Source organism: Spirosoma daeguense (assembly GCF_054776875.1).
The window spans coordinates 41,583-61,614 of sequence record NZ_BAAHBF010000013.1; the positions used below are offsets into that span (position 1 = coordinate 41,583).

16 protein-coding genes and 1 tRNA gene are annotated in these 20,032 nt (G+C 46.9%); 12 read left to right on the forward strand and 5 right to left on the reverse strand.

What is annotated here, in order from left to right; all coding sequences use genetic code 11:
• Positions 1 to 5 precede the first annotated feature (5 nt).
• The 5 genes from ACYVD4_RS31260 to ACYVD4_RS31280 all read left to right on the forward strand — a co-directional run bounded on the left by ACYVD4_RS31260 (position 6) and on the right by ACYVD4_RS31280 (position 6,359).
• Positions 6 to 1,301 (forward strand): CitMHS family transporter, encoded by a 1,296-nt coding sequence (locus ACYVD4_RS31260; protein ID WP_460952308.1) that lies wholly within the window; start codon positions 6 to 8, stop codon positions 1,299 to 1,301.
• On the forward strand, positions 1,298 to 2,620 hold the full coding sequence (locus ACYVD4_RS31265; RefSeq protein ID WP_460952326.1) for an acyclic terpene utilization AtuA family protein: 1,323 nt from the start codon (positions 1,298 to 1,300) through the stop codon (positions 2,618 to 2,620). Before ACYVD4_RS31260 ends, ACYVD4_RS31265 begins: the two co-directional genes overlap by 4 nt.
• Positions 2,617 to 2,943, forward strand: coding sequence for an AtuA-related protein (locus tag ACYVD4_RS31270; protein ID WP_460952310.1), 327 nt, complete (start codon positions 2,617 to 2,619; stop codon positions 2,941 to 2,943). Before ACYVD4_RS31265 ends, ACYVD4_RS31270 begins: the two co-directional genes overlap by 4 nt.
• 27 nt (positions 2,944 to 2,970) lie before the next feature.
• Positions 2,971 to 3,957, forward strand: coding sequence for an amidohydrolase family protein (locus ACYVD4_RS31275; protein ID WP_460952311.1), 987 nt, complete (start codon positions 2,971 to 2,973; stop codon positions 3,955 to 3,957).
• Positions 3,958 to 4,061: 104 nt separating this feature from the next.
• Positions 4,062 to 6,359 (forward strand): FdhF/YdeP family oxidoreductase, encoded by a 2,298-nt coding sequence (locus ACYVD4_RS31280; protein ID WP_460952312.1) that lies wholly within the window; start codon positions 4,062 to 4,064, stop codon positions 6,357 to 6,359.
• 18 nt (positions 6,360 to 6,377) lie between these two features.
• Here ACYVD4_RS31280 and ACYVD4_RS31285 read toward each other — a convergent pair whose 3' ends face one another.
• From ACYVD4_RS31285 to ACYVD4_RS31295, 3 genes are all read right to left on the reverse strand, one after another.
• Complete coding sequence (locus ACYVD4_RS31285) at positions 6,378 to 6,752, reverse strand: GNAT family N-acetyltransferase (RefSeq protein WP_460952328.1); 375 nt, start codon at positions 6,750 to 6,752, stop codon at positions 6,378 to 6,380.
• Positions 6,710 to 6,832: a hypothetical protein gene (locus ACYVD4_RS31290; RefSeq protein WP_460952314.1), complete on the reverse strand. Its 123-nt coding sequence runs from the start codon at positions 6,830 to 6,832 to the stop codon at positions 6,710 to 6,712. Before ACYVD4_RS31290 ends, ACYVD4_RS31285 begins: the two co-directional genes overlap by 43 nt.
• Positions 6,833 to 6,900: 68 nt before the next feature.
• Positions 6,901 to 7,668, reverse strand: a complete 768-nt coding sequence (locus tag ACYVD4_RS31295) for a class I SAM-dependent methyltransferase (RefSeq protein WP_460952315.1) — start codon at positions 7,666 to 7,668, stop codon at positions 6,901 to 6,903.
• 195 nt (positions 7,669 to 7,863) lie between these two features.
• On the opposite strand from ACYVD4_RS31295, the gene ACYVD4_RS31300 reads away from it, so the two are divergent.
• Together ACYVD4_RS31300 and rlmB are read left to right on the forward strand one after the other, a co-directional pair.
• Positions 7,864 to 9,282, forward strand: coding sequence for a GWxTD domain-containing protein (locus ACYVD4_RS31300; RefSeq protein WP_460952316.1), 1,419 nt, complete (start codon positions 7,864 to 7,866; stop codon positions 9,280 to 9,282).
• 87 nt (positions 9,283 to 9,369) lie between these two features.
• The gene (rlmB, locus tag ACYVD4_RS31305; RefSeq protein WP_460952318.1) at positions 9,370 to 10,170 is read left to right on the forward strand and encodes a 23S rRNA (guanosine(2251)-2'-O)-methyltransferase RlmB; all 801 of its coding nucleotides are present in this window, start codon (positions 9,370 to 9,372) and stop codon (positions 10,168 to 10,170) included.
• Positions 10,171 to 10,190: 20 nt separating this feature from the next.
• Here rlmB and ACYVD4_RS31310 read toward each other — a convergent pair whose 3' ends face one another.
• Positions 10,191 to 14,846, reverse strand: coding sequence for a translocation/assembly module TamB domain-containing protein (locus ACYVD4_RS31310; RefSeq protein ID WP_460952320.1), 4,656 nt, complete (start codon positions 14,844 to 14,846; stop codon positions 10,191 to 10,193).
• Positions 14,847 to 15,063: 217 nt separating this feature from the next.
• Between ACYVD4_RS31310 and tsaD the strand changes: the two genes are divergently transcribed.
• The 4 genes from tsaD to ACYVD4_RS31330 all read left to right on the forward strand — a co-directional run bounded on the left by tsaD (position 15,064) and on the right by ACYVD4_RS31330 (position 18,323).
• The gene (tsaD, locus tag ACYVD4_RS31315; protein ID WP_460952321.1) at positions 15,064 to 16,062 is read left to right on the forward strand and encodes a tRNA (adenosine(37)-N6)-threonylcarbamoyltransferase complex transferase subunit TsaD; all 999 of its coding nucleotides are present in this window, start codon (positions 15,064 to 15,066) and stop codon (positions 16,060 to 16,062) included.
• A gap of 40 nt (positions 16,063 to 16,102) precedes the next feature.
• Complete coding sequence (locus ACYVD4_RS31320) at positions 16,103 to 16,984, forward strand: MOSC domain-containing protein (protein WP_460952329.1); 882 nt, start codon at positions 16,103 to 16,105, stop codon at positions 16,982 to 16,984.
• A 31-nt stretch (positions 16,985 to 17,015) separates the two neighbouring features.
• Positions 17,016 to 17,858: a hypothetical protein gene (locus ACYVD4_RS31325; protein ID WP_460952322.1), complete on the forward strand. Its 843-nt coding sequence runs from the start codon at positions 17,016 to 17,018 to the stop codon at positions 17,856 to 17,858.
• A 72-nt stretch (positions 17,859 to 17,930) separates the two neighbouring features.
• Positions 17,931 to 18,323 (forward strand): VOC family protein, encoded by a 393-nt coding sequence (locus ACYVD4_RS31330; RefSeq protein WP_460952324.1) that lies wholly within the window; start codon positions 17,931 to 17,933, stop codon positions 18,321 to 18,323.
• A gap of 99 nt (positions 18,324 to 18,422) precedes the next feature.
• On the opposite strand, the gene ACYVD4_RS31335 is transcribed toward ACYVD4_RS31330, so the two are convergent.
• The gene (locus ACYVD4_RS31335) at positions 18,423 to 19,379 is read right to left on the reverse strand and encodes an alpha/beta fold hydrolase (protein ID WP_460952325.1); all 957 of its coding nucleotides are present in this window, start codon (positions 19,377 to 19,379) and stop codon (positions 18,423 to 18,425) included.
• A gap of 294 nt (positions 19,380 to 19,673) precedes the next feature.
• Between ACYVD4_RS31335 and ACYVD4_RS31340 the strand changes: the two genes are divergently transcribed.
• Positions 19,674 to 19,750, forward strand: a tRNA-Asp gene (locus ACYVD4_RS31340).
• The last annotated feature ends 282 nt before the right edge of the window (positions 19,751 to 20,032 follow it).

Sequence of the window (20,032 nt, forward strand, 5' to 3'; positions counted from 1 at the left end):
ACACCATGCTTTCTCTTTTTGGTTTCGCCACCATCGGTATTTTTCTGGCGTTGATTATCAGCAAACGCATGTCGGTAATCACGGCTCTCGTGCTGGTTCCACTGGCAATGGGTTTGCTGGCCGGATTCAATCCGAAAGAGTTGGGCGAGATGATTCTGGCAGGTATCAAACAGGTAGCCCCAACCGGCATTCTGCTGATGTTTGCCGTGCTCTATTTCGCAACCATGCTCGATGCCGGTCTTTTCGATCCAATCATCAGCGGCATAATTCGCTACGTAAAAGGCGATCCGTTGAAAGTAATTGTCGGAACGGCGATTCTAACAATGATCGTGCACCTCGATGGTGACGGTACTGCTACGTTCATGATTGTGATGTCGGCGTTTTTACCAATTTATCGGCAACTGAATATCAATCGGTTGATTCTTCCCGGCATTGTGGCGTTGAGTGTTGGGCCGTTGCATCTGGTGCCGTGGTCCGGTACGTCGGCGCGGGCTATTTCTACGCTGAAAACGGATGCTACGCTTCTATTCAACCCCAATATTCCAGCCATTGCAGCAGGCATTGTCTGGGTTTTGTTTGTGGCTTACTGGTTTGGTCTTCAGGAACGTAAACGGCTCGGCATAACCGACTTAAACTACGTTCACCACGAAAATCTCAGCGAACAGCAGCGGCAGCTTCGACGCCCGAAGCTATTCTGGATCAACGCGTTGATTACCATTGGACTGATCGTTACGTTGATGAAAGGCTGGGTACCTACTCCAGCGTTGTTCATTGTTGCCAGTGCCATAGCGTTGCTGATCAATTATCCGAAACTGCCTGATCAGCAGAAAGTGCTACGTGGTCACGGCAACAACATTTTTATGGTATCGAGTATGATTTTCGCAGCCGGTGTTTTCTCTGGAATTCTGACGGGTTCGAAGATGATCGATGCGATGGCGACGTCACTTGTTTCGCTCATTCCACAACAACACGCGGCCTGGCTCCCCACGTTAACAGCGGTGACGAGTATGCCCGCCAGCCTGGTGTTTACGCCCGACGCCTATTACTTTGGCGTTGTTCCGATTCTCAGTCAGACCGCTACGCAATTTGGTATTGATCCGCTGGAAATTGGTCGGGCTGCTTTGTTGGGACAAATGACCGTTGGCTTTCCTGTTAGTCCGCTAACAGCTTCTACGTTCCTGCTTGTCGGGCTGGCCGAAGTCGATTTGGGCGATCATCAGAAATTCATTCTGAAATGGGCCTTCGGCACTACGTTGGTTATGACGATAGCCGCTTTACTTACTGGCTCAATTCATTTATGAAAGAACGAATTCGCATTGGCTGTGGGGCTGGTTTTTCCGGCGACCGATTAGAGCCTTCGGTTATACTGGCGCAACAGGGGCAACTGGATTATCTGGTGCTGGAATGTCTGGCCGAACGAACGATTGCGCTCGCTCAGAAACGGAAACGTCAAAATCCAGCACTGGGCTACGATCCGCTGCTCGAACGTCGATTCGAAAGTCTGCTTCCACATTTATTAAGCAATCAGGTTCGTCTGATTACGAATATGGGAGCTGCCAATCCGCTGGCAGCCGGTCAGAAAATCATCGAGATAGCCCAACGACTTAACGTATCAATAACGGTTGCCGTTGTTACGGGCGACGACGTATTTCATCAGTTATCTTCGGATGCTATTACTCTGGAAACCAACAAGCTACTTACCGAATCAGGGACTTTACTGTCGGCCAACGCGTATCTGGGTATCGACGCTATTTTACCCGCGCTGGCAACGGGGGCCAATATCATCATCACCGGACGTGTAGCTGACCCTTCGCTTTTTGTAGCGCCACTAGTACATGAATTTGGCTGGTCGACTGACGACACAAATCAGATTGGTCAGGCAACGGTAATCGGTCATTTACTGGAATGTGCAGGCCAGCTTACCGGCGGTTACTTTGCTGATCCGGGACGAAAAGATGTGCCAGATATGGCGCACTTAGGGCATCCGTTTGCCGATGTCTCTTCAGATGGGAAAGCCGTGTTTGGAAAAGTCGATGGTACGGGCGGTACGTTAACGGCGGCCACCGTCAAAGAGCAACTTCTTTACGAAGTAATGGACCCGACTCGTTACATAACGCCCGACGTAGTAGCCGATTTTACGCAGGTACGTATCGAAGAAACGGGACCAAATCATGTCAGTGTTGCGGGCGGTCAAGGAAGATCAAAACCCGATACGTTGAAAGTAAGTGTTGGCTATGATGCTGGTTTCACGGGCGAAGGAGAAATTTCTTATGCGGGCTCGAATGCGTTGGGTAGGGCAAAACTGGCGGGAGAAATTCTTGACGAACGACTACGTCATTTATTTCCTGAACTCCGCATCGATTATATAGGCAGTACGTCCGTTCACCGAACCAATCTTGATACGTCTGTTGAACCATACGAAATCAGATTGCGGGTTGCAGGTCGGGCCGCTACGGATCAGCAGGCCGCTTTGATAGGCGAAGAAGTCGAAGCGCTGTACACCAACGGACCAGCCGGTGGCGGGGGTGCCCGTAAATACATTCACGAAGTCGTCGGAATTGTATCGACGTTGTTGCCACGTAGCAAAGTCAGCCCACAAGTTACTGTGTTTCAATCATGAAAATAAAACTGTACGACCTTGCGCACAGCCGGGCAGGCGATAAAGGCAATACATTGACATTGTCGCTTATACCGTATAAACCGGAAGATTTTGAACTGCTACGTAGTCAGGTAACCGCCGAAGCCGTGAAACAACATCTTGGTGCTATTGTGGCTGGTGAGGTGATCCGTTATGAATTGCCCAATCTTCCTGCGCTCCATTTTGTTTGTCAGCAGGCACTGATGGGTGGCGTTACTACGTCGCTCACAATGGATACGCATGGAAAAAGTTTGAGTTACGCACTGCTGGAAATGCAGCTAGAATGTAAAGATCCGATTAACTAGCTGCGCTATTTTTTTAAACAGTTTCCTATGAAAACCCCTCTCCTACTGATCGTTTGTCTCTTTGTAACAGGCGTGTTATTCGCCCAGACAACACCACCCAAACGGCCATTGCCGATCATCGATGTGCACGTTCACGCGATGAAAGTGAATCCTAGCTTCGCGATTGAAATGTGTCCCTGGTTCCTGAAAGACATGCCCGGTGGCGACCCTAACCAACAGATGCGGGCGTTTCTAAATGCTAGTTGCGTCGATCCGCTTCAGCCAGCCAAATCCGATCAGGAAATGCAGGATGCCGTATTGGCAACGATGGAACGACTCAACATGACCATCATCGCTTATGGCGATCCGCAGATTTTGCGCAAATGGAAAAAAGCCGCTCCTGACCGGGTTATTGCGGGTATCGGTGTCAGCTCGCCGAAGGATATGACCGTCGAAGCCTTTACCGATTCGCTCAAGTCAGGATTTTATCAGGTTATGGGCGAAGTGGCTCCTCAATATCAGGGACTTTCTCCGAGCGATATGTCGCTTGATGGTTATTTTGCAGCCGCTGAAAAACTGAACATTCCGGTAGGTATTCACATGGGAACGGGCGGCAATGGCATGGCAAATATCTCTCAGTCGAAATACCGTGCATCGTTGGGGCGGCCGTTTTTGCTGGAAGATATGCTGGCGCGTCACCCAAAGTTGAAAATCTGGGTTATGCACGCTGGATACCCGATGATTGATGAGATGATTGCGCTGATGGGTGCCAACGCCTACGTTTACGTTGATCTGGCTGGTTTCATCTGGAGTTATCCGCAGGAAGAAATTCACATGTATCTCAAACGGCTCGTGCAGGCGGGTTTTGGCAAACGTATTCTTTACGGCACCGATTTCATGATCTGGCCTAAATTATTCGAAACCTCGATCGGTATGATTGAAAATGCTGATTACCTCTCGTTCGATCAAAAACGGGATATTCTGTTCAACAATGCGGTTCGGTTTTTCCGGCTAGATCCTGACAAGTTTAAATAGCATTTGATAACGTATCGTTTTCGTCAAACTTCTTAGTTCATCAAGTAGTTACCTGTAACGTATATCCGTAGCCTGTCGACTGCTACGTTCTTATTGAAACTATTATGAGCCAGCACACGCCACCCGAGGAACTTACCGGAAAACTCGAAATTAAAGACCCTTACAACGAAGCGGCTGGCCTGACCGCCGTTGTCAAGTCGTTCGAGCATGTACTACGTGGTACAGGCGCCGGACGTGGCTGGAAAGCGTTGGTAAATCTGAATCAGAAAGACGGCTACGACTGCCCTTCCTGTGCCTGGCCTGACCCCGACGGGCATCGATCAGTAATTGCCGAATACTGCGAAAGCGGAGCCAAAGCGGTGGCCGATGAGGTTATGACCAAACATACGGCCTCGCCTGTGTTTTTTCAACGATATACGATAGCCGATTTATTGCAGAAAACTGATCTCTGGTTTGGTCAACAAGGGCGTTTGACACAGCCAATGATTTTGCGTTCGGGCAGTGCTAATTATGAGTCAATTAGTTGGAATGATGCTTTTCAACTAATTGCCAAAGAATTGAAGGCACTCAAATCACCCGACGAAGCCATTTTCTATACGTCGGGACGAACCAGCAACGAAGCCGCTTTTCTGTACCAGTTGTTTGTTCGGATGTTCGGCACCAACAACATGCCCGACTGCTCGAACATGTGTCACGAATCGACCAGCGTAGCACTTGCCGAATCAATCGGTTTAGGTAAAGCATCCGTTACGTATGACGATTACGAGAAAGCCGATGTTATAATGATTATGGGGCAGAATCCGGGAACCAACGCCCCCCGGATGATGACACCTCTGGAAGCGGCCAAACGTAACGGCGCAAAGATCATTGCCGTGAATCCACTGCACGAAACGGGTTTGCTACGTTTCAAAGACCCGCAGAGTCCGCGCGATATGTTATTCGGTGGCGAAAAATTGACTGACCTTTTCTTGCAGGTACGTATCAATTCTGATATGGCCTTTCTGAAAGCGATGTGTAAATTGTTGCTGGCCGAAGAGCAGAAAACACCCGGCAAAGTTTTCGATCAGTCGTTTATTGATCAGTATACGACAGGCTACAATGATTTTATCAAAAGCCTTGATAAGTTTGACTTAAGCGACTTAGCGGCTCAGTGTGGGCTCACCATTGCCCAGATTCAGGAAGCTGTCGATTTAATCAAACATACCCGCAAGTTTATTATTTGCTGGGCAATGGGCCTGACACAACATAAGAATGCAGTATCGACCATCAACGAAATCATTAACCTGCTCTTACTTAAGGGAAGTATCGGTATCGAAGGTGGTGGAGCCAGTCCTATTCGTGGGCACAGCAATGTACAGGGTGATCGGACAATGGGCATCTGGGAAAAACCGAAACCAGAATTTCTGGACGCCCTCAAACGTGTTTTTAAATTCGAGCCGCCCCGCGAAGATGGGTATGATACGGTATCGTCGGTTCAGGCCATGCACGAAGGCAAAGCGAAAGTTTTCTTCGGCTTGGGCGGCAATTTCGCGATGGCGGTTTCGGATACAAATTATACCGCCGAAGCATTGCAAAAATGTAAACTTACCGTTCACGTATCGACCAAACTTAACCGTAGCCACCTTATTCATGGTGAAACGGCACTGATTTTACCCTGTCTGGGACGTACTGATCGTGACATACAAGCTACTGGCGAACAGTTTGTTAGCTGCGAAAGTACGACGGGCGTAGTAGCGCAGTCGCATGGCGTAGTCGATCCTGTTGTCAATACGTTAAAAAGCGAAGTCGCCATCATTGCTGAACTTGCAAAAGCAACCCTAAACGGCAAATCAACTGTGGATTGGGATGGGCTCGTCGCCAATTACGACCGCATTCGCGACCTGATTGAGCAGGTTGTACCCGGTTTTGAAAAGTACAATGAGCAGGTTCGAAAGCCGGGCGGTTTTTACCTTCCGAATGGCCCACGCGTTCGCAAGTTCAATACGAAAGACGGGAAGGCTCATTTCACAATCAATGCCCCATCAACCCACAATCTTGAACCGGGCGAATTATTGTTAATGACGATCCGCAGTCACGACCAGTTCAACACGACAATTTACGGAAACGACGACCGTTACCGGGGTATTTACAATGAACGCCGGATCATTTTCATGCACCCCGACGATATCGGCAATCTGAAACTACAGGAAAAACAGGTGGTGGATTTGCACAGCAACTACAACGGCAAAAAACGCACAGCGCATCAATTTATGGTTGTTCCGTACGATATTCCGCGTGGCTGTTGCGCGGCCTATTTCCCAGAAACGAACGTATTGGTTCCTATCGATTCGAAGGCCGAGAAAAGCCATACACCTATTTCCAAATCGATAGTAATCACCATAACGCCTACCGAAAAAGCCTGAGATTGATGGCTATTACGTTTATAAACGTAGCGCAAAAACAAGCTGATGTTTGCACTGGATACCGTTCTCCCAGATGGGTTCTGGATAGGTTTTCAGAAAGTAGTCATAATTAACAGCTACCAGATCGAAACCTAGTTGCTGGTAAAGCGCAATCTGGCTAATTCCTGAATTGCCCGTTTTTATGAGCACACGGGTTTCACCCTGTTTCCGTGCTACGTTAATTACATGGTTCAGCAACGCTCTCCCCAAACCTTTGCCCTGATAGTCAGGTTCAACGGCAACATTCATGATTTCACTGTTGTCTGCGTTACGTTGCAACAGGCAAATGCCTACACTGTGCTCGTCAATTTTTAGCAGAAAATCTGGCTTAAAGGCAAATAAGCGTCTATCAATTGCTGATTTTCATCGCCCAGCAATAGCAAATGGTGAGGTAATTCTTCATGAACAGAAGCTTCTGAAATAACGTAGTGCATATTAAACAGAATATCAGCTAGCTGTACTACGTTCAGAAACTCCTTCAGTTCTACCTACGTAGCACTTTTTACTTCGTTGCTACGTAGAAGAAATCAAGACTTCCGGCCGGATTCGTGCTGACAAGGTAATCGGTATAATTGATTTCGGCAGCTAGTCCATCGGCCTGTAAAAGTCGGTTCCGATTTAGGCGATTCATCAGATCGTAAGGAACCTGTAATAGCCGACGCGGCAATCGGTATTGCAGATTGAAAATATCGAAGCGGGTTAGTTTCTTCACCGATTCTTTATTCTGCTCGTAATACGTCATCACTTTATCGTTCCCATGAACGCCTTTTGTATCAACTTTCGGGAAGTATCGTCCAATCAGGTTCTTCAACTCATCAGCGTAATACTCCCGCACATGCCATGGATTTCGCGTTAGTGAGAACGTTTTGTTCACTGTTGTCAGCAACAGCTTGCCACCGGGTTTCAGTACACGATGTGCTTCCTTAATAAACAAATCGTCGTTCTCAATATGCTCGATCACCTGAAACGTAACGATAAAATCGAACGTATTGTCTGCTAATCCGCTCAGGGGTGGAATGTTAGCCGCAATGAACGTAGCGTTAGGGTATGCTTTGCCCAACGCGTTTATCAGTTCCGTATTTTTATCGATTCCCGTGTAATGTTTAGCTGCTTTGGTGAGCAATTCGAGACCTCTGCCCCAGCCACAACCTATCTCTAGCACTTTACCGCTTACCATGTTGGCTGCTTCAACATACGGAAACAGGAGACGCTGGTGAACCGGATTATCCGAAGCAATTTCGGCCGACGTAATTTCAGTGGTCTTATACATGCGTTTGCAATTCAAACAACAAAATTACTCTTTTGCAGAAGTAAAGAAAAATGCACCCACCGAATAACTTAATAAGGATCATTTTTTCGTTATTACTAACAGTCTGAACGTTCAGTATTGTTTCGAGTTTATTATTCGAATAACACGTAAACTTGAAGTCTGAAAACTAAAGCTAAAAACACCCGGACTCGTTTTATGCGTACTCTATTTGCTTTACTTTTCATTGTTCTGCTATCGGCCTGCTCCAGTTCTAAAAAACGGGCACAGGATCGCATCAATGCGGCTTATGACGCCCGGACAGAAGCGCAACGGAATCAGCCAAATCGGCCAGCAACCCCACCCGAGCGATCCGAGCAGGCGCAGATTGAAAATCGCCCAAAGGCAGATCAGGCACCTGCCCCCATCAAAAACGAGGGGCCTTCAATGGGTTCAACTCCTTCTTCATCTAAAGGTGTTGGCGAATGGATGGTTACCTCTATTAAAGGGAAATTTCTGGCCGTTGACAGTAATTCGGTGCGGATTTTCATGAATCTTACGGCTAAAATGCCCGGAGGACAAGCCGTGGTAAGCCCGACCGAATTTGCCGAACATTTTATGATTGCCTATGTCATGTATCCTGACTACAACAATCGGGATCGGCTGGGCTACGGAACCGTTCCCTTGAATGCACAAACCGTTACGCACGAAGGCGATCATCTGACACTAAGTTTCGACGTAAAAAGGCCCAAAGATGCTGCTAGTGCTATTCTGCTCACCGAAATCACCGAAACCAGCAGTGGAACAAAGGCACGTAATGATCTTCCGTTACGTTTCAAACCGACGAAACTTAGCGACCGGTTTAACTTATTCTCTAAAGATGGACAGCCTCAGCTACGTAACTACGCAAACGCTGGCGATACAATCCTTATTCGTGATGTAAACGGTACCAGCAAAACTCTGTTCGGTTTCCGGTATCGCCATGATTTTGAAGCGGCATCGTCGCCAATGAACACGTCGCCTAAAGCGGTTTCGAAATCAATGACTGTCGATTCAACATTGACAATCACAACTAACCAGCCTTTTGTGATTCCTAAAGAAGGTCTCTACTACTTTATGGAAGATACGACCGACGCCAATGGAATCGGGCTAGTGGTTACAGACAAACGATTCCCGAAACTGACACGCCCAGAGAGACTGATTAAGCCCGTACTTTATATGAGTACCAGCAGCGAAATCAACGAAATGACGCAGGCGCAGGACACAAAAAAAGCCCTCGACCGTTACTGGCTCGGGCTTATGTCGGGCAATGAAGAAACAGCTAAACGAACCATCCGTTCGTATTACAACCGGGTTGAAGAAGCCAACCGTCTGTTTACCAGCTTCAAGGAAGGTTGGAAGACTGATAAAGGAATGATTTATATTGTTCTCGGCCCTCCTGACCGCGTGCAACGGAACCGCGAACGTGAAGTCTGGGTTTACAACCGCCGGGCCAACGTATCGGAAATCAACTTTACATTCACCAAAAAGCCAAACCAATTCGTGGACGATCACTATGAGCTGGTACGTTACATCGAGTATCAGCCAATCTGGTATCCGATAGTTGAAGCCTGGCGAACTGGTAATATCCGCGAGTAAAGTACAAGATGTATGATCTATATTGTATGATGTATTTTGCGCATCAGGCTTATATCATACATTATAGATCATACATCTCATTTAATAATGCCCCAACAAGAAAACCGTAATTTTCGCCCTCGTCAGCGCCCCCAGTTTCGGCCTCAACCCGACGAAATGGTCTTTGGTATTCAATCGGTTATTGAAACGCTACGTTCCGATCAGCAGATTGATAAGCTGTATATGGAAAAAGGCTTGAGCCATCCTGAAATTCAGAATCTTGCCTTTCAGAATCGCGTAACAATCCAGCGAGTTCCTGTTGAAAGACTTGACCGATTGACCCGGAAAAATCATCAGGGTGTCATTTGTCTGGTAGCACAGGTTCAGTACGTAAAACTGTCGAACGTAATTGCCGATGTATACGAACGGGGCGAAACCCCTTTCATACTGCTGTTAGACCGTATCACTGACGTTCGAAACTTCGGCGCCATTGCCCGAACAGCCGAGTGCACAGGCGTTCAGTGCATTGTGATTCCGGGCCGAGGAGCGGCAGCTATCAACTCCGATGCGATGAAAACCTCATCGGGAGCCCTAAATCATATATCCGTCTGCCGCGAGCCTGACTTAACCGAAACCGTAAAATATTTGCAGGAATCAGGCATTACCGTTGTTGCCTGTACCGAAAAATCGAGCCGCGACCTCTACGAACGTAACACAGACCTTACCGGTCCAATCGCCGTCATTATGGGTTCTGAAGAAGACGGTATCTCCCCTGAGTTGCTACGTATGGCCGATACACACGTAAAAATTCCACTTCTGGGTGCCGTGGGCTCACTCAACGTATCGGTTGCTACGGGTGTCGTGCTTTATGAAGCCGTTCGGCAACGTAGCATAAGCGTAGAAAAATAAAAATAATTACGGTTATTCTACTACAGAGCCGATCTCCCGGGGAACGAAAAACTTGATATAGGAACAGCGACGGGTGTAGGCTCGTCGTTTGTTTTGTCAGGCACCAGACCGGGGGCGTTACGTTTGCCCCCAAAAAGCCGGTTAAATGATCGTGTATAGAGAAAACTCACTCCTCCTCCGGTGGTAATTGTACTATTCAAACTTGCCTGATTCAGCACACTTTGCTGATTTCTGTTATAGGCTTTTACCCGAAAACGACCGTCGGGTGTAACAAAATATTCCAGCGTCCATTCGCCCAGCAAGCTCGCAGCATTATATTGGCTCTGGCCATACGTAAACCCACCGTCACGGCTAATACGTAGTCGATCATTTAGCAACCGGTACGAAAAGCGTAGTTGTAGATTATTCAGCAGATTTTCGTTTTGATTCGTGCTGGTGAACCCGCCAATCGACACACCTACGTCCAGATTTTCGTCCAGATTCGACGCCATACGGCTAATCTGATTAGACAGCAGTTCGCTCACGCTATTAAATACACCCGTGTTCACTTGCCCTTGCTCAAACAAACCTGCGCCTTCGGGCAGTAGCTGATTAAATAGAAGAATACTACTTACCTGACGCGTCAACTCCTGATCGTTACTCTGAAGCCGCGACTCAAACGCCGTAACGGCTTGGCGGAATGAAGCAGATGCCGGATACTCTTTTATGTCGAGATCATAACTAACCGCCGGTAAACCTAAATCGCCATTTAACTTAATCAGCAAATCGACCGGATACCGGCGGGTCTGGTCGGTGCCGGGGGTCGACGTACTATTTTGAGGTAGTAAGGGCGACAGTGACGTGTATTGCGTATAAGCCGCCGTTACGTTCAGAAGCGCGCTATAAGGATCACCTGTCCATGTAATACGGCTGTTTGGCTGAATCTGGAAGCGTTTGTTGAGGATATTCTGGAAGGTAAAGGTGTAATCGCCTTTCTGGATTTCATAATTACCAGTCATCACAAAATCGCCTTTGGTATCTACCTTCATAGCCAGACGCCCCTGCCCATAAGCGCTGATAATGTCGCCTGTTTGCCGATCCAGTTGGATTTCGCAGTACGCATCGGGCGTAATGTCAAAATTAAAATCCATCTGAATTCGCGACAGGTCAAGCAGCGGCTGTTCGGCTTGTTTAACGGTTTGGCTCGTTGGTTTGGATAATGCCACTCTGTCCACAAAACGAATCTGATCATCGGTATCAACCGACGTAGCACCATCCAGAGGAATATAAATTCGAGTGCCTTTATTACTCGTTACGTTGGCCCGAATCACTAGATTATCGAGTGGCCCGAAGAGTTCGGCCTTGCCTGTTATCACCGCCTGGCCATAAAACGCATCATTATCTTTAGCCTGCGTGTTCATGATTTTAAAGTTTCGAAAATCGGCATCGAAACCCAGCGTAAAAAACCGGAAACGGTCGTGGTAAACTCCTCCGCGCACCAATGCCGTATTACCTTCAGCATCGCGCAACGTCAGTTGACGAGCAATAATATCATTTTCACCGAAATAGATTTTATCATCGAACGTAAAATCAGCTTTCAGGTAATCGAATCGACCACGGCCGTTTTTCACCGTAACTTCTCCCTTCAACACCGGCGAGGCTGGTGTACCCGATGCAGTTATCACGCCATTGAGCGTACCGCTAAGGTTCGAGAAAAGATCGGTTGTGAACGGCTCTACCAGTTTCAAATCAGCATTATTTACGGTGGCTTTTATCGCCAATGGATCTGTTTTTCGCTGCGGGGTATACGTACCAGTAATGGTTACTACGTCGGCTCCGCTTCGGCTTACGTGCGCATCTACATTCAGACGTTGCGCCTGTTGATCCCAGACGCCTTCGCCCCGCACATCGCCCAGCAACGCATTCTGATACGACAACGCACTCACAGACAACGTACTTTCCAGAATTGGCAGTGTATAAACGTTACGTATGGCCACGGTTCCATTGAGGGTGCCTCCCAAGGTAGTTTTCAAAACCGAGTTTAAGGAAGCCAGCAAAAAGTTTTTGGCCTCAACATTGAGATGTTCGACAGAATCAGCCGAAATTTTTCCGGAAGCCCGCACTAGTTGACTCTGGTTCTGCAACGACAAATCACGGACGGTGTATTCATCGCCCACTTTCCGAATTAATCCCTGCGAATTAAGAATCCAGTCACTCTCAAGCACACGTAGTTTCGACTGGCGGAAGGTGAGGTCGATGGCATCGCCTTTAAAGCGTAGTTCACCATTCAAATCAGCACGGTTCAGATGTTGACCGCTACTGTCTACCTGCTCTATGGCACTCGTAAAATCAATATGATCGATATCCCAGGAAGCTTCGGCCTGCAAATTACGGGTTGGCAACATAGCACTGAATGCCTGCCACTTCGACGAAATAATGGCCGAAGCAAGCACTTCTTTTCCATAAATAAATTTGGATGTTGTCAAGTCCAGATCGCTCGGGCCAAACGAAACCAAGCCCAGACGTAGCGAATCCGTTTTTACGTTGGCCGTTAAAAACGACGTATTATCGACCGTAAATCGACCTTCTAGCTGCGTGGATGGTGCTATGTAAACTCCCGATCCAAAAAAGGCCAGCAATGGAGCACTATTTCTTGTTATGATCTGATAGTCAACTCCGTATCTTTTCGATGGATTCAGAGATTTCTGGCGCAGTTTCTGGGCATAATACGTTTTCATACCCGCAGCATTGCCGTTGAAATAGAGTTGATATTCCTTTGCCAGTTGGGTTAAATCATCAATTGTTCGCTGAGGCTGAAAATTACCCTGCAAACGAGTGGTCAAAAAATCAGATTCCAGATCGAAATAACGTTGCAAAAGAACGGTATCCTGCACACTATTACGCTCAATAGACGATACCAGCGTCAGTTTATTGATAGCAAGCTGGCGTCTGTTTCGGGTAAGTTTTGTGTTGGTCAACGTAGCACTTCCCACAATATCGTCGAGGTTTTTGCCTTCGAGCTGCACATCAAGATCCGTGTTAATCACCAATGAATCAGACAGATAACCCATGGCCTGCAAATCGGCTCGTTGTACCGTTCCGCGAAGATCGTAGTGCTTACGAGGGCCACTCAGGTTAAATTCACCATCAAGACTAAACGCAACATTTGGATCATCAATATTGAGTGAGCCTACGAAAAGGGCTTTTTGTAGATTTCCGTTTGCCGCTACGTTCCGATATTCATAACCTTGCCAGCCAAACTTACTGAACTTCCCATTGAGGTCAATAGCGGCACGCTCCAGATTAGTACCCTGCCCTACTACGCGCCCTTCACCATTTATCTTTCCAAATTGGTCCGGGTCATTAATCAGTTGCCCTAGCTCAAGGTTATCGGCTTTCAGATTTGCGTTGTACGTTGTCTGGTCACCATTATCAGCCAGTTTCAACGCCAGATCACCCGTTACGTTCCCAATAGCCGTTTGAAAAGTACCTTTCGTTTTAAAATTATCGAAGGCCCCGGTGAACGTAGCATTGAAGGTAGCGATACCCAGTTTCTGAACGGTTTGGTTAAACGATGAATCCGGATAATACTGCCGGATATCGGCCATATTAACTACCGACGGTGTGAAAGCAAAGTCGACTGTTGTATGGTCCATATCGGGTAATCCTTTCCAGGCCACTTCACCCGACAACTGACTACGTCCCTGCGGACCAAACCGCAAATCCATATTACGAAGCCGGAAATCCTCAACCGTTCCCGTAAAATACCCACTCAGCAACCAGGTTTCGTTGAGGCCACGCAGGTATTCCGAAAAGTAGCCCAGATCTTTCGACTGCACTTCGCTATCCCGGAAACGCGCCTGCATCAGCACCCGGCTGTTAAAATCGCCAAATGCCGACGGTTTGTCGTACAGAAACGTCAGTTCGTTACGTATAATGGAGTTACCGATATGAGCATATAGACGGCCCAGTTCGAGCTTTGTATTGCAGTATAAGAACTTGGTATCGAGTCGCTTAATTTTCAGCTGTGAGCCACGATCAATGCCCGATAATCCACTGGCATTGAAGGCTATGGTATCGCCCAGAACCAGAAAATCGTGAACTTCGGCATTAAGATTCTGAAACGTAAAATGGTTGTAATCAAAGCTATTCCGATCATTCATTAAGGGTTCACGCGGGTCTTCAAGGGTGTATTTACCTTCGACCAGATGAATATGCGACACCGTAAACGGTACGTTCTGATTGGGAATGCTCGGTTTGGTTGGATCGGATGTAAGCTCTTCGATACGGGCGATGAAATCATCAAGATTCGTATCGCCGTTTTTTGGATTTTTTATCATCCGAACATCCGGTTGGTACAAAACCACTTCGTCCAGATGGATATTGTGCGCCGACGAATCGATTAGATTACGCAGGTCATAATTGGCATCGAGCCGTCCGACAAGGATCATTGGCCGATTCTGAAGGTCTTTGATGGTCAGATTCGTTAACGTCAGCGAATCGAACCACTTAATCGATACGGCCTCAATATCAACCGGAAAACGAAGCTTTTCGGAGAGCCAACCGGCGGCTTTCTGCGCTAGTTTGGTCTGCACAGCTGGCATCTGCAAGCTTATCAGTATGCCCAGCGACAAGCCCAGTACCGTCAGTACAACGTAGAGCAGCGTTTTAAGGAATATGGCGAAAAACTGACGCATTCAGCACGGAAATGCCTAATATACAACGATTAACCTAAAAAATATTCACTTGGATCACTAACTGAGGAAACGGTTTAGTAATCACTTTCATTGTTTTTTCGAAAATCATTTTTTGCTGCCAATGCTACCTTTGTTTTAGACCAATGAACGTAGCACCAACCACCTTCAAACCACTCTACAGAAACCAAACTACCTTGTAATTCATTAGTTTTGTAGAGTGAATATTTTAGCCATCGAATCATCCTGCGACGAAACGTCGGCGGCAGTTTTAGCCGACGGCCATATTCGGTCGAACATAATTGCCACTCAGTTAATTCACGAAAAATACGGGGGCGTAGTACCCGAATTAGCTTCGCGTGCCCATCAACAGCATATTTTACCCGTAGTTGAGCGCGCTTTACAAGACGCAAAACTATCGAAAAACGATGTAAATGCCGTTGCTTTTACCCGTGGCCCCGGTTTATTAGGCTCTTTATTGGTCGGCGCATCGTTTGCCAAAGCACTGGCATTAGGGTTGAATATTCCGCTTATCGAGGTAAATCACATGCAGGCACACGTATTGGCGCACTTCCTCGAAAGCCCTGCGCCCACGTTCCCGTTTCTGTGTCTTACGGTTAGCGGTGGTCATACCCAACTTGTGCGAGTCGATGATCCGTTACGTATGACTGTTATTGGACAGACTCAGGACGATGCGGTCGGTGAAGCGTTTGATAAATCGGCTAAATTGCTGGGGCTGCCCTACCCCGGCGGCCCACTCATCGATAAATACGCCAAAGAAGGTAATCCGAAGGCATTTCGGTTTCCGATGGGTGAAATGCCGAATCTGGACTTTTCGTTTAGCGGCATAAAAACCGCAATCCTATATTTCCTCCGCGATAACACAAAAACAAATCCTGATTTTATTCAGGAAAACCTGGCCGACATTTGCGCGAGCATTCAGCATACGCTGGTACAGATGTTACTTACGAAACTCAAACGAGCGGCCCGCGAAACTGGAATTCGTGATATTGCTATTGCAGGGGGCGTATCGGCGAACAGCGGACTACGTAGCGCGCTCCTTGCGTTGGGAGACGAACAGGGATGGAACGTATTTATTCCCAAATTTGAATATTGTACCGACAATGCAGCCATGATTGCCATGGCCGCCCAATTTAAATACGAGCAGGGCGATTTTACTGACCAAACCGTCAGTCCGTTACCTAGAATGAGTTTTTAAGCCAAATCATTTTTTACGTTGTCGCCCATTCACGACCATGATGACTATTTCCGAATTATATATCTACCCAATCAAATCGCTTGGAGGCATCTCCGTTTCGGAGGTGGTTGTTGAGCCGAAAGGATTTCGCTATGATCGTCGGTTTATGCTTGTATCGCCCGAGGGTGAGTTTATGACCCAACGGACTAATCACCAGATGGCACTCATCGACGTAGCAATTAACGATAACATACTACGTGTCTGGCACCGGCATAACCCCGACAACGTATTAAATCTGCCTTTACCCCCCGCTGTTGCTACGTCTTCCGAAGTTCAGGAAACGATGCTAGTTAACATTTGGGATAGCAAAGATGTGCCTGCTCAAACGGTTAGTGCAGAAGCCGACGCCTGGTTTTCGGACATACTTGGAAAGCCCTGTCGGTTAGTACATATGCCCGATACTACGTATCGCAGCGTTGATTCTAAATACGCACGCAACAATGATGCTGTTAGTTTTGCTGATGGATATCCGTATTTGCTCATTGGTCAGTCATCGCTCAACCATTTAAATCAGCGCCTTGCCGAACCTATTGAAATGAAACGTTTCCGGCCCAATATTGTCGTGAACGATAGTCTGCCTTACGAAGAAGATGGCTGGCAACATTTTCGCGTGGGTGAACTCGATTTTTACGGCGTAAAACCCTGCGCCCGCTGCGTACTAACGACCATTGATCCTGAAACTGCTAAACCTGGGAAAGAACCATTACGTACGCTAAAAACCTATCGGCAATGGAACGCTAAAATTCTGTTCGGGCAAAACGTACTGGCGCAGGGAGTTGGAAATTCGACTCTAGGAACGCTACGTGTTGGTCAGCCGATCGACGTAATTCAGCGTCAGGAGCCTTGGCTGGCACCGCCTGTTCCGGTCAATACTACGTATTAAATACCTTTATATACCAACCGTACGTGTCGCCTTGCTTACTTATTTACGCCCTCTTTACTACCTGAGCCTTCCTGTTGTTATCGGCGCTGTACTGTCGAATCGAATGGCTGCAAGGCTTTCCGACGTAACACCTATCCACTGGGCAACTCCTGTTGTGCTGGCATTGGCTATTTTTATCATTTACACGGTCGATCGGCTGTTGGATGTACAACGTTTCGGCAGTAATTCCAGCAAACAGCCCTTAACACCTCGTCATCGTTTTCATCATAACTATGAGCCGTTGCTCTGGCGTGTGGTTATTGGAGCCACAGTAGTAGCGGGTATTCTTACGTTTTTTCTACCCAGTAGTGTTGTTAAGTTCGGAATTGTACTTGGTGGTATTTGTGCAGCCTATGTCGGCGCAGTTTTTCGGCTTCCAGCCCGTCATCCGGCCTTATTATTGAAAGAACCACTGGTTGCACTTTTATACGCTACTGGTGTCTGGGGAAGTGTTTGGGTCCAGCGTCCTGTTGTTAGTGGCATTGAAATTGCCGAATGGCTGATGTTTATAGGCATTGCGTTTCAGAACCTACTACTGTTTGCTGTAATGGAACAACGCGAAAGTCCATCCCAGTCATTATTTTCACTTGCTACGTTTATCGGTCTTGAACGCTGCGACACTATACTTCGCTGGCTCACGTTTTTAGTCATTGCAACAGGGTTAACGCTTTGCTTTCGTACTACCGATCGTTTTGCACAACGTTCTGCACTCATGCTCGCTATTATGAGTTTAACCTTGTATGGCATTCAGCGGTATCCGAACTATTTTCTTAAAAACGAGCGGTACCGTTGGCTGGGGGATGGCGTTTTCTGGATGCCTGCGCTGGTATTGTAAAGACGTAGCATTTACAATGACCCCAAAACCTGACTCAAAAATTCACCCTCCAAGCTGAGTAAATCAAATAATATGCGAATCGAACATATAGCCATTTGGGTACGAAATCTTGAGCAAATGCGTACATTTTACCAAACCTATTTTGGCGCTACCTCCAACAACAAATACATAAATACTCACAAAGAGTTTTCTTCTTATTTTCTCAGTTTCTCAAAGGGTGGACCTCGTCTGGAATTAATGCAAATGCCCGGCATCATTGACCAGGCAAATTCGGGACTTACGCAATATATAGGCTTAACGCACTTGGCTATTTCAGTTGGTAGTGAAGACAAGGTAAACCACCTAACAAATCAGCTACGTAGCGAAGGATACGTTGTAATAGGCGAACCTCGAAGAACCGGAGATGGATACTACGAAAGCATAGTACTTGACCCTGAACAAAACCGGATTGAGATAACGGTGTGATGGAGAAGTTAAAGGGTTGTAAAGTTGTAGGGTTATAAAGTTGGCTATCCATACCGTAAAACTTTATAACCCTACAACTTTACAACCCTTTAACTTCCCTTATTTGACTGCCATTGATTTCGTTTGCACGGTTTCTTTGACGTCGCGACGGGTAAGAATATCAAGAATAATTTGAGTCATGTATTCACGCTTATTGAATACAATATCGTGTCGATTTTCGGGCAGTAAAAATTGTTTCACTTGCGCATTGATCAGATGATGCTGAGCGAACGTAACGTTTGTCGGGTACACCAGATCGTCACGCTGTCCATGAAGCATCGTAATATTTGCGCGAATTTTGGGCCAGTCAGGCAGCATAGCTTCTAATGCTTGCCGATGCGCCAGTTTTTCGTCATTCGCCAGACGTAGTAAAGGTGGCACTCCCCACCGAATAAGCGGACTATCGGCAAAATAACTGATTGGATATGTCCGTTCAAGCCCTGGCCCAAGCGCTGATGATACAAAAACAACGTGGTTAATACGTTCGGGATTGTTCATCGCCAATCGAGCCGAAACAGACCCACCATACGACGAACCAACCACCATTAGATACGGTGCTTTTTTGTACCGCTCAATGAGTGGCTGTAAAAGCTCCGCCTGTTTAATAATGGATGTTTCAACACAACCAAAGTCAGAATAGCCATACCCTGGCCGATCCACAGCAACCAGCTGAGCACGGTTTAGCAGTGTTGTATCCTTAAAGAACTCCTTAAAAAAAGACAGTGAGCTAGGGGCACCATGAACAAAAAGAACAACGGGCAGTGTTGAGTCGCCCGGCTGACGGGGCGTCTCGATAAACCGAATCGTTCGTGGATTCGGGCATTCCTCCGAAGCACTGTTCGACGTACCGATCCGATAGTAGTGCACTACTGGCCGAACCCGCAGTGTGCTAAACTCCTCCGTTAGCTGCTCATCTGTCTGACGACTATCGATAAACCAGGCTACCACCAGCGTTCCGACTGCCAATAACAGTATGGCTAGTAAAATCCAGCGGAGCGTTCGTAATACTCGTTTCATAATAGCGTGCCTGGTGGTACTAATAGAATGATAACTGCAAATTATTGGCCAAAGGTTTACAAAAACTGTTTTTTTTAGCGATCGTATCCTTTATCCATTTCCATTCAGGAAAAAATGTTTGTACTAAAAAAAATATTTTCAATTCGAACTTACTGATTTACAGCAGACAGCATAATTGAGTCACTATAAGTCCATTTTTTTTTCACCATAAGCTTGCGTTGAATAGATCAAACGCCTACTTTTGTGCCACGATTAAGGACAACGGCACTAGCTAAATAGTTCTAAATCATAGTTGGTTCGGTAGTTCAGTTGGTTAGAATACCTGCCTGTCACGCAGGGGGTCGCGGGTTCGAGCCCCGTCCGGACCGCCAACAAAAAAAATAGCCTCTAATCCACAGCGAATTAGAGGCTATTTTTTTAGAAAAAATGGGGCAATTCGTTAAGTTGTGGGGGATCAATTCATAAAGTTGTGGAGGGGGTTGTATTTTTCTAGGTTTGTGGCTTCACCCAAGTCTAGCTCGTTTTGGAAAGTTTTTTGCCCTTAGTCGAATACCTCTTACCTGAGTTTATCTTAACGGATCAATTCATAAAGTTGTGGAGGGCGTTGTATTTTTCTAGGTTTGTGGGATTAATCAACCTCAGTGGTTTTGGAG